The sequence below is a fragment of the Variovorax sp. Root318D1 genome (assembly GCF_001424835.1).
In the GTDB taxonomy this organism is placed as follows: Bacteria; Pseudomonadota; Gammaproteobacteria; order Burkholderiales; family Burkholderiaceae_C; genus Variovorax.
Window position 1 is genome coordinate 448267 of sequence record NZ_LMCQ01000001.1, and the last position, 15241, is coordinate 463507.

14 protein-coding genes are annotated in these 15241 nt (G+C 64.2%); 5 read left to right on the forward strand and 9 right to left on the reverse strand.

The window, feature by feature from the left end; all coding sequences use genetic code 11:
- Positions 1–89 precede the first annotated feature (89 nt).
- The 4 genes from ASC78_RS02060 to ASC78_RS27680 all read right to left on the reverse strand — a co-directional run bounded on the left by ASC78_RS02060 (position 90) and on the right by ASC78_RS27680 (position 3444).
- Positions 90–608 (reverse strand): M23 family metallopeptidase, encoded by a 519-nt coding sequence (locus tag ASC78_RS02060; protein WP_055795645.1) that lies wholly within the window; start codon positions 606–608, stop codon positions 90–92.
- Between the two features lie 32 nt (positions 609–640).
- Positions 641–1681 carry a L,D-transpeptidase family protein gene (locus tag ASC78_RS02065; RefSeq protein WP_082517388.1) on the reverse strand — a complete coding sequence of 347 codons (1041 nt, stop codon included), beginning with the start codon at positions 1679–1681 and terminating at the stop codon, positions 641–643.
- Between the two features lie 121 nt (positions 1682–1802).
- On the reverse strand, positions 1803–2168 hold the full coding sequence (locus tag ASC78_RS02070; protein WP_055795648.1) for a Bug family tripartite tricarboxylate transporter substrate binding protein: 366 nt from the start codon (positions 2166–2168) through the stop codon (positions 1803–1805).
- 1102 nt (positions 2169–3270) lie between these two features.
- On the reverse strand, positions 3271–3444 hold the full coding sequence (locus tag ASC78_RS27680; protein WP_200934241.1) for an HHHH-motif protein: 174 nt from the start codon (positions 3442–3444) through the stop codon (positions 3271–3273).
- A 271-nt stretch (positions 3445–3715) separates the two neighbouring features.
- Here ASC78_RS27680 and ASC78_RS02080 point away from each other — a divergent pair, with 271 nt between their 5' ends.
- Positions 3716–4294: a hypothetical protein gene (locus ASC78_RS02080; RefSeq protein ID WP_055795652.1), complete on the forward strand. Its 579-nt coding sequence runs from the start codon at positions 3716–3718 to the stop codon at positions 4292–4294.
- Positions 4295–4597: 303 nt separating this feature from the next.
- On the opposite strand, the gene ASC78_RS02085 is transcribed toward ASC78_RS02080, so the two are convergent.
- Entirely contained in the window at positions 4598–6994 is a 2397-nt protein-coding gene (locus ASC78_RS02085; protein WP_055795654.1) for a DNA polymerase II, read from the reverse strand.
- Positions 6995–7229: 235 nt separating this feature from the next.
- Between ASC78_RS02085 and ASC78_RS02090 the strand changes: the two genes are divergently transcribed.
- Complete coding sequence (locus ASC78_RS02090) at positions 7230–7688, forward strand: hypothetical protein (protein WP_055795656.1); 459 nt, start codon at positions 7230–7232, stop codon at positions 7686–7688.
- Between the two features lie 183 nt (positions 7689–7871).
- On the opposite strand, the gene ASC78_RS02095 is transcribed toward ASC78_RS02090, so the two are convergent.
- Complete coding sequence (locus ASC78_RS02095) at positions 7872–8399, reverse strand: nuclear transport factor 2 family protein (protein ID WP_055795658.1); 528 nt, start codon at positions 8397–8399, stop codon at positions 7872–7874.
- A gap of 109 nt (positions 8400–8508) precedes the next feature.
- Between ASC78_RS02095 and ASC78_RS02100 the strand changes: the two genes are divergently transcribed.
- Entirely contained in the window at positions 8509–9192 is a 684-nt protein-coding gene (locus tag ASC78_RS02100) for a hypothetical protein (RefSeq protein WP_157634352.1), read from the forward strand.
- Between the two features lie 224 nt (positions 9193–9416).
- The gene (locus tag ASC78_RS02105; RefSeq protein WP_055795661.1) at positions 9417–10463 is read left to right on the forward strand and encodes a class I SAM-dependent methyltransferase; all 1047 of its coding nucleotides are present in this window, start codon (positions 9417–9419) and stop codon (positions 10461–10463) included.
- A gap of 597 nt (positions 10464–11060) precedes the next feature.
- Here ASC78_RS02105 and ASC78_RS02110 read toward each other — a convergent pair.
- A complete protein-coding gene (locus tag ASC78_RS02110) occupies positions 11061–11324 on the reverse strand; it encodes a hypothetical protein (protein WP_055795663.1) in 264 nt (87 codons plus the stop codon).
- A 715-nt stretch (positions 11325–12039) separates the two neighbouring features.
- Complete coding sequence (locus ASC78_RS02115; protein ID WP_055795664.1) at positions 12040–12933, reverse strand: LysR family transcriptional regulator; 894 nt, start codon at positions 12931–12933, stop codon at positions 12040–12042.
- A gap of 135 nt (positions 12934–13068) precedes the next feature.
- On the opposite strand from ASC78_RS02115, the gene ASC78_RS02120 reads away from it, so the two are divergent.
- A complete protein-coding gene (locus ASC78_RS02120) occupies positions 13069–13995 on the forward strand; it encodes a class I SAM-dependent methyltransferase (RefSeq protein WP_235504957.1) in 927 nt (308 codons plus the stop codon).
- An 18-nt stretch (positions 13996–14013) separates the two neighbouring features.
- On the opposite strand, the gene hmpA is transcribed toward ASC78_RS02120, so the two are convergent.
- Complete coding sequence (gene hmpA / locus ASC78_RS02125; RefSeq protein ID WP_055795666.1) at positions 14014–15204, reverse strand: NO-inducible flavohemoprotein; 1191 nt, start codon at positions 15202–15204, stop codon at positions 14014–14016.
- Between the last annotated feature and the right edge of the window lie 37 nt (positions 15205–15241).

The window sequence follows — 15241 nt, forward strand, 5'->3', positions numbered from 1 at the left end:
TCAGTATTGCTAACACGGGTGTCTCTTCCATAGGCGCCTTGAGTCTCCGGCCATTGGCGGTCAGGCGATCGCGTCCACGCGATGCCTGGTCATCGGGCGGCGCGCCATGCGCAATACGGGTTCAGCGCTTCGCCCTTCCACCATTGCCTTTCCGGACCGAGCACAAATACCGCGAAATGCAAGTGTGGCGCGTCGGGCGCGGCGTTGCCGGTCGTGCCGACATATCCGATCAGATCGCCACGCCGAAGCTGCATGCCTTCATGCAGGCCTTCCGCATAGCGGTCCAGGTGCGCGTAGTAATAGACAAGTTGGCCTGCCGGGTCGAATTGATAGACGGTGAGTCCGCCTGGCTTGCTTTCGAACAGTTTGACCAGCTTGCCGTCTTCCACGGCGCGCACGGGCGTCCCGCGCGGGGCCATGATGTCGAGCGCCTCATGGCGGCGGCCGAGGCGTCCGTCCAAGAACGTGTCCTGGACAGTTTCGGGCCGGATGCCGTCGACTGGAAACTGCAGCGCGCGGGCGGCGAGTGTCGCTGGCCAGGCACTGTCGTCACAAGCCTCTGCAATCGCCCAGCCTGGCACGGCGAGGCAAGCCACAGTCATCGCCATTTGCCTTCGAGACACGTGCATCGGCAGCCTTTTCAGGCTTTCACGTCGACTGCGAAGCCCGCCTTTGCCAGCTGCGACAGGCGCGCCGCATCCCAGTTGGTCAGGTGGACGCAGCCATTGGTTGTCGTAGTACCCACGCGTTCAGGCGCCGGGGTGCCGTGGATGCCCCAGTGCGGCTTCGACAGCCCCATCCAGACGTTGCCGATCGGGTTGTTCGGACCAGCAGGGATATCGACCTTCGCCGCGCCGGCCGGCGCCTTCTTCAGGATCACCGGATCGTACGTGAAGGTGGGATCCTTCACTTCGTTGATGATTTTCATCTTGCCCAAGGGCAGCGGGTCCAGAGGCCCGCCGATGCTGATAGGAAAGCCGGCGAGCGGCTTGCCCGACCCGTCGAGCACGAACAGCATGCGATCGCTCTTGTCGATCTCGATCGACGCAGCGGCCTTGACGACACTGGCATCTGCCGTGCTCGTGATATTGACAACCACGATTTCCTCACGCGCCTCGAATTTGGCACCGGCATTCAGGGCGAGCAAGGCCTTGGGAGACATGTGGTGCTTCTCCGAAAGGGCTTCCTTCAGGTTCTCATAGCCGGACGTTTTCATCTTGGCTCGCTCGGCCATCGCCTGCGGCGTCGCTGCAAAGGGACCCGCCGCGTCCTTCTCGGTGATTGCATAGATGGCGAACAATGGCGCAGTGTCGGCCTTCAGCGAGGTCCACGTCGCAGCATCGACCTTGCCGCTCTGCTCAAGACCATTTGCCTGCTGGTAGGCCTTCACCACGCGGCGCATGTTGGCGCCGAAACCGCCGTCGATTTCGCCGGGCGAGAACCAGGCGCGATCGAGCAGGATCTGCGCTCGCATGACCGCGGCCCCGCGCGAGCCTTGCGCGAGCACCGGTGTTTCCTCGGCTGCATTGAGCCTGTCGAGCGCAGCGGGGCCCGATACGCCGGACCGATTCTTCGGGTCGTTTTTCGCTCCCGCATGGGCAAGCCACGATGTGGCGCCTATGACGCTGACAGCAAGGCAGGCCGCATTGCGGAACAAGATTCGACGGGAAGAAATCATCATTGGAGCGCGCGGCACGGAGTGAAGTCCGCCGGACCGTAGGATTGTCGACGCTTGCGACCTGTAGTCTCAAACAGACATCAAGCCTCGGACTGCGCCGCGTTCATCCGAGCCGCGCGCCATCTCAGTCCAGCGTGGCCCCCGTCAGCTTCACCAGGCGCGCGTAGCGGTCGAGTTCCGACGTCCAGAAGGCCGCGAAGCTGGCCGCATCGCCGGGGCGCAGCTCCCCACCGATGTCGGTCAGGCGCTCGCCGAGCTCGCCCGACTTGAAGGCCGACTGGACGGCGCCGTTCACCTTGTCCACCACGGCCGCGGGCGTGCCGGCGGGCGCGGCAACCCCATACCAGGCGTCGTCCATGGTCATCCCCTTGATGCCGAGTTCATCAAAGGTCGGAACCGCCGGCAGCATGGGAGGGCGCTTGTCTGAAGCCACCGCGATCGCGCGAATCTTTCCGCCCTTGACCTGGCCGTAGGCGCCTGTGTCGAGCATGAAGTCGAGCTGAGCACTACGACAAGATGCTCGAACTCATCCCGGCTGTCGTCCCACATGCAACAGCGGCCTAGCCGCATTTCTGCATCATGATGGCCGAGATCAGCTGTACTTAACTCGCAACCGGCTCGACGGCGACCACTCAGCCGATTTTGGTGGCGATTTCAGTGGGTCCTTTGCGCACTAGAACAGCGTGAGCACGTGGATCCTGTGCTCGGTCGGAAGGTACTTGAGGCCGCAGCGCACGCGTGCATTGTCGAGCGCTTCTATCACCACCTTGAATTCCGTTAGCCGAATGTTGTCGGCGGAAGATAGTTCGTGTCGAGGAAGGCCGTTTTCGATGTGCAACTTTCTGTCGGCCGACTCTTGTGAGGGGTTCTGCGCCGAGCGTCCCATATCATTTAACATAACATACATTGTGTTATTTATGCGTGTAGCGGCTGATTAGTAATGTCGCGTTTGGCCCGAATAGAAATGTCGCAAAGTTGGCCGCCTCGAGTTCGAAGGCATGGCCGTGGCGACATCTGCAGCGACGGATGACGCATGTCGCTGCGCGAAGCCGATCGCCTCAAGACCCTTCGGCCGCGTAGCGCTCGATCAGCCGCGACACCTGCCTACGCTCAAGCTCATCCGCTGCGCGGCCTGGCCCACGCGCGCCACCGGTCGACCACGCCCGGATGGGACCCGTCGACCTGGTGTCGGGCGAACTCGGGCGCCCGAGCATCCAGGACCAGCGCCTAAAGCGACTTGTTTGATCCGCGAGCGTCGACGCGCGGTCCTGGGTCGATCTTGGCGATCCAACAGCAGGTTGCATGAGGGGCTGCCGCCGGCCATGGCATTCGCGGTGCCGTCCGGCTACCTCGGCTCACGGATCGCGAAGGTCGTGGCCACAGAAATTGTGGGTGCCCTCCTCTCTTCGCGACTGGTCCGACGCGCCGCGGAGATCCTCGTCTCCTAGACTTGGAGTTCGCCAAGATCGTCGCGCAGTCGCGTGGCGAGTTGCAGAAGTTCCCCACTGTCCGCGGCGACGGCAGGAAAGCGCTGGCAAGCGTGGGATTAAGCGCGCCGCGCACACAGGGCACGCGTCTCGGCGCCCGTGAACTCAGCGCACCCAATGGCAGACGCGATGATGGCGGTGCGCGTCCCATTTGCATACCTTGTGCGCACGCTGTGCCTCGTGGCCGCGGTACGGCGCGGCCGCGGCCATGCTCGGCGCCAGCACTGCGAGGCTGGCGAATGCGACAGCGCTGGAGAGAATGATTTGCTTGATCTGCATGAAGTTCTTTCTGGGCAACAACGATGATTGAAAAAAGACCGCCCGGCGCTCGGCTCGGAGGAATCGGCGCACAGGTACGAACGATGCGCGCGCACGGCTCGTTCCCAGCCTTCAGAGGACTCTAAGGGTTCAACAATGAGCGCACGATGAGCGTGAGCCGCGCGTCTGCAATCCCGTCACGAAAGACGAATTCGAATCGATACCTGGAAACCGACCGCGTCTATCCTGAACCTGGTCGGTCTGGCGCGGAATCGGCCCGCTCAACGTGAGGATGAATCTGCGCGGCAACATGCGGCTGTATGGCATCGACTCGGCCATCCAGGCGCGCATGACTCTGTGGACCTCCGGCCTGCAGCCCTGCAATCTTTCCGCGGCTACCCTATTGCCCATGTTTGCCAAGCCCCTGTGCGCCGCAGCGCTATTCGCGTGTCTTCTGTTCCTGCTTGGAAGCGTCACACAATCCCCGGACCCGTGTGCGGCCACCCAAGACTTCGTGTACCCCCTCGCCGCGCCTTTGTTGATCCTGGGATCCTTCGGGTGGCTGGGGGTGTCTTGTTGGTGCCTTCCCTTTGCCGGACGCTGGCCAACTCGCCTTGGCTACGCCGTCCTGTATGCGGTCGTTTCGGTGGTGCTGGCAGTCGGCCTCTGGATGGGCGCGATGTTGGCCGTTCTGAGATACGAACACCTGATGCCGTTTCTGCTGGAACACGATTGCTATGGGGATGCCACCCCCTCGATGCTGGGCGTGACCGTGACGGGCGCGATCGCAATGTTCCTTGGATTGTTGAGCATCAACCGTGCGGTATTGGCCCTGCAAAGCCGTCATCGCAAGTCTGTCGGGGCGCGTTGAACCACCGGGCGTCCAACCATGGCTCGATCAAGGTGGCTCATAGCAGGACCCCAGGTATCGTTTCACGCGACTACCGCACAGACTTCACGCCGGCTTCACTCGCCTCGCGCACACTGCCTCTCGACAGCGGTCGGCGCCGGTAGAGGCAAGGGGAGAAAAGCAATTGCTCAGGGAAACGCCTCGATGCCGACCGCTGTCACCTCGATCGCTGTCACCTTCACCTTTGCATGCGCGAAGCCCGCAAGGCCCACCAAGGCTCAGTGACCGAGCGCGAAGAACGCTTGAGAACTCCCATCCGCCCGGCTAGAAGAGCCCGCGTCGCGGAGTCGTCAAGGCCATGAAACTTTCCCCGAGGGGCTGAAGAATGGCATCGGCGATCGGCTGGAGCTGCCGGGTGAGGTAGTGCTCGTAGTCGATGCGCGAACGGCGGATTTCCAGCGGCTCCGGCCCGTTCCGCGTCATGACGTATTCGATCCAGCCGCCCTTCTGGTATTGCATGGGCCGGCCGAGCCGGCCATTGTGTTCGTCGGCCATGCGGGCGGCCCGGACCTGCGGCGGCACGTTGACCAGGTAAGCGTCGAGCCGATGGCGCAGGCGCTTGCGGTAGATGAGCAGTGCATCCTTGTCGCCAGCCAGCGTCGACTTCGCATAGTCGGTCACGAACGGCTTGTAAGGCTCGCCCTGAAAGATGCGTGAAAGCAGGCCCTCCTGGAACTGCCGCGCCAGCGGCGTCCAGTCGCTGCGCGCCATCTCCAGTCCGCGGTACACCATCGCCTCCTTGCCCGTGGCATCGGCACTTAGCCCCGCGTAGCGCTTCTTGCTGCCGACCTCCGAGCCGCGAATGGTGGGCATGAAGAACTTCTTGTAGTGGGTGTCGACCTCGATCTCGAGAAAGCTCTCCAGGCCTTGCTCCGCCCGCAGCCCGCGGGCCCACCAGTCGTTGATGTCGGCCGCCAGGCTGGCCGCGACGGCATGCGCCGCCTCGTTGGTGTGGGGGCGCTTGAGCCAGACGAAGATGGAATCGGTATCGCCATAGATGGCCTCGTAGCCCCGCTTCTCCACGAACTCGCGCGTGCGCTTCATCATCTCGTGGCCGCGCAGGGTCACGGCGGACACCAGCGCGGGATTGAAGAACCGGCACTCGGCCGCACCCAGCACGCCAGCGAAGGAGTTCATGAGCAGCTTCAGCGCCTGGGACAGCGGCTCGTTCTTCGCCTGCTTCGCTTCGTCACGGGCGCGCCAGAGCGTGGTCACGATCTCGGGCAGGCAATGCCTGTCGCGCGAAAAGACGGTCCCCTGCGGCCCCTGGACGCGCATAGCCGGGTCGCCGGCGTCCAAGCCTTCGACGAGGCCTACCGGATCGACCAGGAAGGTCCGGATGATCGAGGGATAGAGGCTCTTGTAGTCCAGCACCACGACCGAGTCGTAGAACCCCGGCTTCGAGTCCATGACGTAGCCGCCGGGATAAGCCTTGCTCGGAATCTCGCCCACGTTTGGCGCCACGTAGCCCAGCCGGTGCATCCGCGGCAGGTAATGGTGGCTGAACGCGGCGATGGAGCCGCCGAAGTGATCGGCCTGCAGGCCGGTGGCCTGGGCCCGCTCCATCGCGAACTGCAGCAGCTTCGCCTTGTCGAAGATGCGCAGGACCAGCTCGCAGTCCTTGATGTTGTAGCGCGCGAGTGCGGGCTTGTCTTCCTGGTAGCGCCGCTCGATCTCTGCCATCTTGTCGTAGGCGTCGCCAATGGCCTTGCCTTCGCCGAGCAGCGCCTGCGAGACGGTCTCGAGGCTGAAGGACGGGAAGCTCCACACGGCGGCCTTGAGTGCGTCGATGCCGTCGATGACGACCCGCCCCGGTGTGGGCGCGAACAGATAGCCCTGCTTGCCCGGATGGGTTCGCCACTCGATGGGTCGGCGCTCCCGCCCCAGAAGGAGCTGCACGTCGCAGTTGTCGGCCGTCTTCTGCAGCACGCGCAGGTCGAACTGGATGACATTCCAGCCGATGACGACGTCGGGGTCGTTCCGCTCGAACCAGTCGTTGAGCTTCTCGAGCATGACTTGGCGCGACGAGCAGTAGATCAGCGAGAAGGCCATGGGCTCATCCGGTCCGGATGATGCCTCCGATGTCCGCATCGGTAACGCCTCGCCCAGCATGAAGACGACACGCTCCGGCATGCCATCCAGCGCGATGGAATAGAGCGCTTCGTTCTGGCTCGTCTCGATGTCCAGCGACACGACCTTCAACGCGGGCCGGAATTCGGGCGCGGGCTTGAGTTTGCAGTCGACGATGGTGGCGCGCTCTGAACGCCCTCCTTCCACCCGCACGCCCGCGGTGATGAAGCGTTCCATCAGGTATCGGTCGTGCGGCCGCACGTCGGCTTCGAACAAGGGAATGCCCTGCGCCTCGAGGGCGCGTGCCAGCCGACCAAGCTGGCGGAAGTGCTTCGCATAGACGCCGAGGACAGCTTCCCGTTGGAAGGTCTTGAGCTCGAGCGCGCGCAGCTGCATGCCCGGCATGGCCGCAAGTTCGGCATCGACTGCCGTCCGGTGCCGAGAGGCGACGAACGCGACGCTGGTCCGCGAGGTCAGGACCACTTTCCTCGGCCCCGCGGCGGTGGCCAACCAGTACTCGATCTCCGTTCCGGCGGGCGCATCGCGCCAGTGGCGCGTGAGGATGAAGCCCTTGAGTTCAGTGGATGTCACGAGAGCTGGAGAGTCGGGTCAAGCGGGAAGGTGGACTTGGGGTCGGGTGATTTTCACCTGACCGTGTGCAGCTGCTATCTGCAGGAGACGGATACGTCCGGCCAGTCGGAGGTGCAGAACCGTGAGGCTCGAGGGGCACTTTAAGGGTTTGCGTTGACAAGATAGGGGTCAAACCCTGTTCCGGAGCACGGTAAGAATTACGTAAGATTCGCGCCCGCACCCAACCAAGGTACTCATGCTCGACGTCGACTTGCCAGCGCCCGCCGCGACCGTTCGCAGCCTTCTTGCCAGCCGCGGGATCGTTCCGGCGCTGGCCTTGCTCAACGATAGGACGTCTTATCGGTTCACGGCGATCTACAAATTGAACGGCGACGTGATGCGCGCGGCGCATGCCTTCGACCGCGACTCTGAATACCGCACCTGGCTGAAGGTCGTGCCTCTGGGTAAGAGCTTCTGCCAGTACGCGCTCGAGCATGGCGAGTTCGTCACCAGCCATGCCTCCGGAGATCAGCGCCTGACGAACCGACCTTATGTCGGCATGGTCGAGTCGTACTACGGCCGGCTGCTGACGCGAGGATGCGGCACGCCCTATGGCACCTTCATCCATTTCGACTTGGAGTCGCGCAGCATTCCTACAGAGGAAATTCGCTTCCTGCGCGAGGTCATCCCGCAGTTCATTGACTACTTGGAATGAACAGGCGAGAACAAAGGCCCATCAAACGAGCGACTGGTGTTGAGGCCGAATCCGGCTGTCGACATGCGATCAGGGCTGAACCGAGCGCCAAGGCAATTCAATGCGTTGATCAAGCTACGTTCAACCAGATTTTCAACATAGCCACCACGTCCATGCTGGCTGCGTAGTGAGGGCGTGGCATGACTATTCCAGCCCGTCTTTCTTCATCTCAGCCAGCGCCAGCCCCTTGTGCGACGTGAAGTAGAACAGGCGCCACTTTCCGTTGACCAAGCGCCATCGAGACAAGCTTGGCTCGCTCACATCTTCACGCTTGTACTTTCCGTCGACCTTGGGCAGCAGCAGCGCGGTATGACGCAGTACCACGCTGGCTGTGCCGTCAGGCATCATCCGGAGCCGTTGGATTTCCCAACGCAGGTCCGTGTTCTTGACGTCGTACTCGAAGGTGGTCTTGACCGCCTTCTTCCCCTTCATCTGGCCGTACAAATCCTCCGCTGCGGTAAACCAGATATCGTCGGTCATCATCGCGAGCCAGGCCCTCACGTCGTGCCTGTTCCAGACTTTCTCGAACTCGGCCACAGTCCCCCGAAGCAGCGCCTCACTGCCTGGCGCTTCAGGTTTTCCGGATTTTTCCTGTTGCGCAAGTGCCCCTGACCAAGGGGCAACGAACGCGGTCATCAACAGGCTGAGCAAGACGAAGCGACGAAGTTGCATGGCGGCTACCTCCGGGCGCGAGCATGCGCCGAGTGTGCCGCTTTTCCGTCTTGCCCTGTCCCCAAAAAGGTACTAGATTGGTGTGAGTCGCCTGCAAAAAGGACAGCACATGCTGCACCTCTGGAAGTACCGATGCTCGCGTGTTTTGGTATGCGCGGCGCTCTCGTTTGGGCTGGCAGGACCGGCGGTCGGCAAACCTCCAAAAGAGTTTTCCATGTTCTTCGGTCAGCGCGTGCAGATCTGCCAAGGCTGCCACGGTGCACCGCCGTCCCTTCCCCATTCCGATAGCGCGAGCCGTATCGTCGCCACTGGTGCTGCAACGAAGAGCGGCGCCGAGATGCGCAAGCTGATGGGATCCAAACGCCTGGGTGTCGCGATGGAATTGGTGCTTGCCGACCCCGATCTCACCGACGACAAGTTGGAGACCATCCGGCTCTATCTGGTGAAGGTCCGGGATGGAGACGCACCAGCGGCGCTTGAATTCCCGCAGACCCAGGTCGGCGCGACCAGCGAGCCGCTCGTCGTGACCATCGTCAATGAGCGCGCCGCACGCGATCCGCCCGCAACCGTAGCATCCATTCGAATCACTGGCGACTATGCAATGGCACCCGGCGGCACCTGCTCTGCGAACGGACCCTTTAAGGGCGAGAGTTCCTGCGTGGTAAACGTTAGGTTCGCGCCAAAGAGCAAGGGTACGCGCAGCGGGCGGCTGGAGTTTCTCTTCGCCCCCACCCCAGGCCTGACGCCGAAGGCTCGCGTCACCAAACTGACGGGAGTTGGCGTGTTGCCTTAGCACGTCGCGACAGGCGGGCACGTGAGGGTCCAGCGGTCTGCCCATAGGCCTCGGCGCTTGTCGCGTCGGATGCGTACGGGGTCGGGCCACGGGGGCTGCATGCCGCGTTGACCCATCTAACTTAACGGTAGGAGAATTCTTCGTGCACCGGGTGGTGCGCTCACCGGCCGAGTCGCGGGCTACCCGCGCCGATGGTGTCATCCAAGCCCGCGAAGGACGATGTGATGGACGAAGCCAAACTTAACGAGTTCATGGGCAAGCTCGTCGTCGACATGGGTGGTGCAGCCATCATGGCCAACGTGATCCTCGGCGAGGAATTGGGCTTGTACCGGGCGATGGCCGACGGAAACCCGGTTACGCCAGAGCAACTGGCCGAGCGCACCGGCTGCAACGCACGGCTCGTGCGTGAGTGGCTCAGCGGCCAGGCGGCGAGCGGCTACGTCGAACACGACCAGGGCCGGTTCAGGCTGCCCGAAGAGCAGGCCATGGCGCTGGCGCAGGAGGACTCGCCGGTCTATGTGGCCGGCGGAGCGGTCGTGCTTGCCAGCATGTACTTCGACAAGGACAAGGTGGTCACGGCAATGCGTGGCGACGGTGCACTGTCATGGGCCGATCACCACCCGTGCCTCTTCTCCGGCACCGAGCGCTTCTTCCGGCCTGGCTATCGCGCCCACCTGGTCAGCGAATGGCTGCCGGCGCTCGACGGCGTGGTGTCTCGGCTGGAACAGGGCGCAAAGGTCGCCGACGTCGGCTGCGGTCACGGTGCGTCCACAGTGATCATGGCGAAGGCATATCCGAAATCGACCTTCCACGGCTTCGACTTTCATGATCCCTCGATCGGGCAGGCTCGCCAGCGCGCGGCGGACGCCGCTGTCGGGGATCGGGTCCAGTTCACCCGGGCGACCGCATGCGATTACCCGGGCACCGATTTCGATTTGGTGTGCTTCTTCGACTGCCTGCACGACATGGGCGACCCGGTTGGCGCAGCCCGGCGCGCACACGAGGCGTTGAAGCCAGGAGGCTCCGTGCTGCTGGTCGAGCCCTTTGCCAACGACGAGCTCGACGAGAACCTCAATCCCGTGGGCCGGCTGTTCTACGCGGCGTCGACTTGCATCTGCACGCCCAACTCGCTTTCGCAGGAGGTCAAGCTGGGGCTAGGAGCGCAGGCTGGCGAACGCCGGCTGAGACATGTCTTCGCTGAGGCGGGCTTCTCCAGCTTCCGGCGCGCGACCGAGACGCCGTTCAACTTGGTGCTGGAGGCGCGCAAGTAGCACCCGGCCAAGCTCGTTGACGTGGGCTCCTCCGCTGTGACCGGCTTCTGCCAGTACCACGGCGGACCCATGACGCGGCTCGAATGTTCAAGTGCAGATTCAGTCAAGACCAGATGATCGGCGACCTGCGCGGCAGTGCCGCACACCCGCGCGTTGTCCTTGAAGAACCGGGCCCAGGCCGCTGCGCGCGGCGCGTCGGAGGGCGCAGCGCAGATTGGCGCCGCTGTCTGAGCTGTTCTGGGACATGGGAAGAACTCCAGGGATGACGGCAATGCCGATCGCAATGAGCATAGATGCGGCTGGCTGCATGTCCGCGTCGAACCGGGTGCGTACTGCGGCACAGGATTTCGTTGTCGCCCTTCGTCCGGCATCTTCTTCTGCTGGTTCGAAAGCCGGGCAATGGCCGGTGCTCAAGCAATGGAAGGGAACTTCGGCTGGGAGAGCGACCCTGCGCTCTGCGTGCTGCAACCGCCAGGGCGGCCCGTCGCGAGCCGCCTGGGCTGGTGGAGAACGTCAGACGCAGCCACATCACCGGCGTAGCCGCGATGAAATGCTGGCGCATCTGCGCCGAATGAAGCCAGGCGGTTGACCCAGCCCTCAGAAGCTCGGCGAATCCTTTTCCGGCGGCTTGCCGGCGAGGACTCTTTGCTGCTCCGCGAACATTTCGCCGATGTACGTCAAGAGGTTGTCGTCCGCGATCTTCGGCGCCGCTGCGCGCACGCCACTCGGTGCGGACTTGGCTTCGTCGGCCGGAGCCCCAGCGCCCGCAGCTTCAAGCTGCGGGCCGCTTTGCTGACACGCAGCGGCAGCGAGGGTGAGACCCGTGAGCGCTGCCGCCTGGCATATTCTGGTGAAGTCCATATCGACTCCTTGGTGGTTGGGTGGCGGAGAAATTGGAATGCCGTTCGTGGCGGCCAGGCCGTTCGCACCGAAGCGCGCGTCCCGGCTTCCTTGCGCAGCAGATCGAGCCCGGACGTGGCCATGGGATTGGCGCGCGGGGGCTTGCGGGTCGCGGCAACTGCCGCGGTGGAACCGTGCATCGCCGACGCCATGAGGGCGCCGGAGAGAAGCGCGCCGCTCGCGAAGGCGCCAATGAGCTGGATCCGCTTCGAGCGCCGGAACTTGAATGCGCCCTGCGCCCCTGCGGACAGGCTTCGAACGGTGCGGTGGAACATGGGAAGGACTTTCTCGAGGCCGCTTGGATGCTTGCGCAAGGGTAGGCTTTCGACGTGGCTGGCGCGTCATCGGAATCGATGATGCGGCGCTGAGTTGCTGCTCGTCGTGGCGCCTTGAAGCACTGCCGTTGGGCGAGCGGACTTTCAAGGTTCGCGCCACGCCATCCCGTTTCTACCGCGCGGTAGAAACCCCGCTGTCGACCGTTGCAAAGGTCTCAGGTCACGGCAAAGAGGCTGCTCATGGGCGGGCACTCGTCAGCGCAACCGAGCGCAGATTACTCCTCGCGTGCGGTGCCTGCAATGGAACGAAAGGCATAGAGCGACCGAAGAATTTTCAGTAATAAGAACACTGGAAATTTTTCGGTAACGACGGTGACACTTCACTCGGAGCAGATCGAAATCTATCCCGTGATGATCGGACGCAGCGTATCGATCTCTTCGATCATGAAGTCGAAGAACGCCGACACGCGCGGCGTGTGCCGCAGGTCGGCGCGGGTGAGAATCCGCCAGATCCGCGCCAATTCAGGAATGGGCCCGAGCACCCGCACGAGCTCGGGCTCCGCATCGGCAATGGCGGTAGGCAGCGGCGCAATGCCCACGCCGGCTTTCACGGAATAGAGCAGGCCGAGCACGCTGTTGTTGCGCGCGACCACTCTGCCGTGGGGAGCCACGTCGCGCAGCCATTGGGCCGCACGATGGTTGGCCATCGTCTCGTCGAATCCGACCAGATCGTGCTGCCCGAGCGCCTCGATCCCATCGGGCTGGCCGCAGCGTTCGATGTATTTGCGGCTCGCATATACCGCCCACAGCGAGTCCCCGATCTTGCGTCCGACCAGTTCGTTGTCCACGGTATCGCCCGAGCGCAGGGCGACGTCGGCTTCGCCCTTCATCAAGTCGAGATACTTGTCGCTCATCACGAACTCGACGCGCAGTCCGGGGTACCGCGCATGAAAACGGTCGAGCAGCGTGGTCTGGGTGATGCGGTAGACCAGCGGCTCGGGGCAGGTCACGCGGATGACACCCACCGCTTCGAGCTGGGCCGATTCGAGCTGCTGTTCGAGCGCGGCGACGGCTTGCGCCACGCTCTGTGCATAGGGCAGCAGCGCCTCGCCGAACTCCGTCAGCCGGTAGCCGGTGGGATGGCGCTGCACGAGTGGTCGCCCGAGGCGGCGCTCCAGCTCGGCGAGCCGGCGCTGGACGGTGGACTGGTTCACCTGCAGCGCACGGCCGGCCGCCAGCGTGCTGTGGTGGTGGGCAACCGCCAGGAAGTACTTGAGGTCGTTCCAGTCGAACATGGCGCGAGCTATGCGTTTGTGCGGCCCCATTCTGCATTCCTGCGGCTTACGCTGGGGCATCTCGGCGCCTATGCTGGATTTAAACAGGGAGTGACAGCCAGCCGATGCCGCCCGACCCGGCGAATGAAAGGATCGATGATGACCAACCCGTTGATCGCACCCGAAGTGGACGCCCAAGCGTTCAAGACCGCCATCCGCAGCGAGTGGGACCGCGCGGCCCCGGGATGGAACGGCCATGCCCCGCAGTTACGGCAGTGGCTGGATCGCGCCACGGAGGCCATGCTCGAGATGGCCGGCGTCACGAAGGGTGCGCGCGTTCTGGACGTTGCCGCCGGCGCCGGCGACCAGACCCTGGACGTGGCGCGGCGCGTCGGCCCCGATGGCTTCGTGCTCGCCACCGATCTGTCGCCCGTGATCCTGGCGCTGGCACAGGACAACGCCCGGCGCGCCGGCCATGCCAACGTGCAAACCGAAGTGTCCGACGGCGAAAAGCTCCCGGTCGAGACGGCCAGCTTCGACGCCGTGGTGTGCAGGCTCGGTTTGATGCTTTTCCCGAATCCGCTGGATGGCCTGCGCGAGATGCACCGTGCGCTCAAACCCGGCGGCGGCGCCTGCACGCTGGTGTTCGGAAGGCCCGAGCGCAATCCGTGCGTCACGACCCTGATGTCGACGGCGATGAAGCATGCGGGACTGGCACCGCGCGACCCGTTCCAGCCCGGCACCCTGCTGAGCCTGGGACGCCCCGGGCTGATCGACGGGCTGTTCAAGGAGGCCGGCTTTACCGAGGTGGCCACTACGACGATCGATGCGCCGTTCAAGCTGCCCTCGGCGCGCCACTATCTGGATTTCGTCCGGGCATCGGCAAGCCCGGTCCGGCAGATCCTTGGCCGTTTGAGTGACAGCGCCGCGGCCGCCGCGTGGGCCGAGATGGAGGAGCGCCTCGCCGCCTTCAACACCCCGTCAGGCTGGGAAGGCCCGAACGAACTGTTGCTGACGGCCGGGCGCCGATCGCCGCCTCAGCAGCCTTCGACCGCCACCAGCGAGTCGACCGCCGCCGGCTGACGCAGCCTGCCGGCGTCCTCAGGCCTCCAGCGCCTCCAGCGGCCCGAAGAACTCGTAGCGCAGCTGCTGCTTCGGAACGCCGAGCGCCAGGCCGTTGGCGTACACCGCCTTCATGAAAGGTTTCGGCCCGAGGAAGTAGAGGTCCACGTCGCGGTCTTCAGGCAGCTGCTGCGCGAGCAACTCGCGGGTCACGAAGCCCGTAGCGTGCGGCCGGTCGGCATCGCGCGGCGTGTCGTACACATAGACAGGCTTCACGTTGGCATGCTTGGCCGCCAGCGCGTCGACGCGCGCGCGGAACGCGTGGGCGCCGCCATGCCGCGCCGCGTGAATGAAATGCACCGGCCGGCCGGTGTGCGCCATCGACTCGAGCATGCTCATGGCCGGCGTGATGCCGACACCGCCGGTCACCAGCACCAGCGGGCGCGCGCTTTCGCCGGTGGCCGTGGGCTGCAGCACGAATTCGCCGCAGGGCGCCTGCACCTTCAGCAGCGTGCCGACAGTGGCGGCCTGATGCAGCCAGTTCGATGCCTTGCCGCCCTCCTCCTTCTTGACGCTGATGCGGTACCAGGCCTTGCCCGGTGCATCGGACAGCGAGTAGTTGCGCCGCAGGGGTTCGCCGTCGATGTTCAGCACCAGCGTGAGGTACTGGCCCGGCGAGAACGTGAGCAGTGGACCGCCGTCGGTCGGCTCCAGGTAGAACGAGGTGATGACTTCGCTCTCGTCCTCGCGCCTCGCCACGCGAAACTCGCGCTCGCCGCGCCAGCCGCCGGTCTGCGCGGCGTTGGCGCGGTAGACCTCTTCTTCCGCGGCAATCAAGAGTGACGCCAGCGATTGGTAGGCCTCGCCCCATGCCGCGATGATCTCGTCGGTTGCGGCGTCGCCGAGCACGTCCTTGATGGCGCGCAGCAGGCAGGCGCCGACGACCGGGTAGTGCTCGGGCAGCACGCCCAGCGCGGCGTGCTTCTGGATGATGCGCGGCAGCGCACCGGCAATTTCATCGAGGCGGTCGATGTACGTGGCATAGGCCAGCACCGCGCCCGCGAGCGCACGCGCCTGGCTGCCGGCGGCCTGGTGCGCCTCGTTGAAGAACGCCTTCACCTCCGGATGGCTCTCGAACATGATCCGGTAGAAGTGGCTGGTGATGGCCTCTCCATGTGCCTGAAGCGCGGGCACGGTGGCTTTGACGATGGCGATGGTCTGCGGGTTCATGGTGGGTCTGTCTCGGGTTGAAAAAATGAAGCTTGCT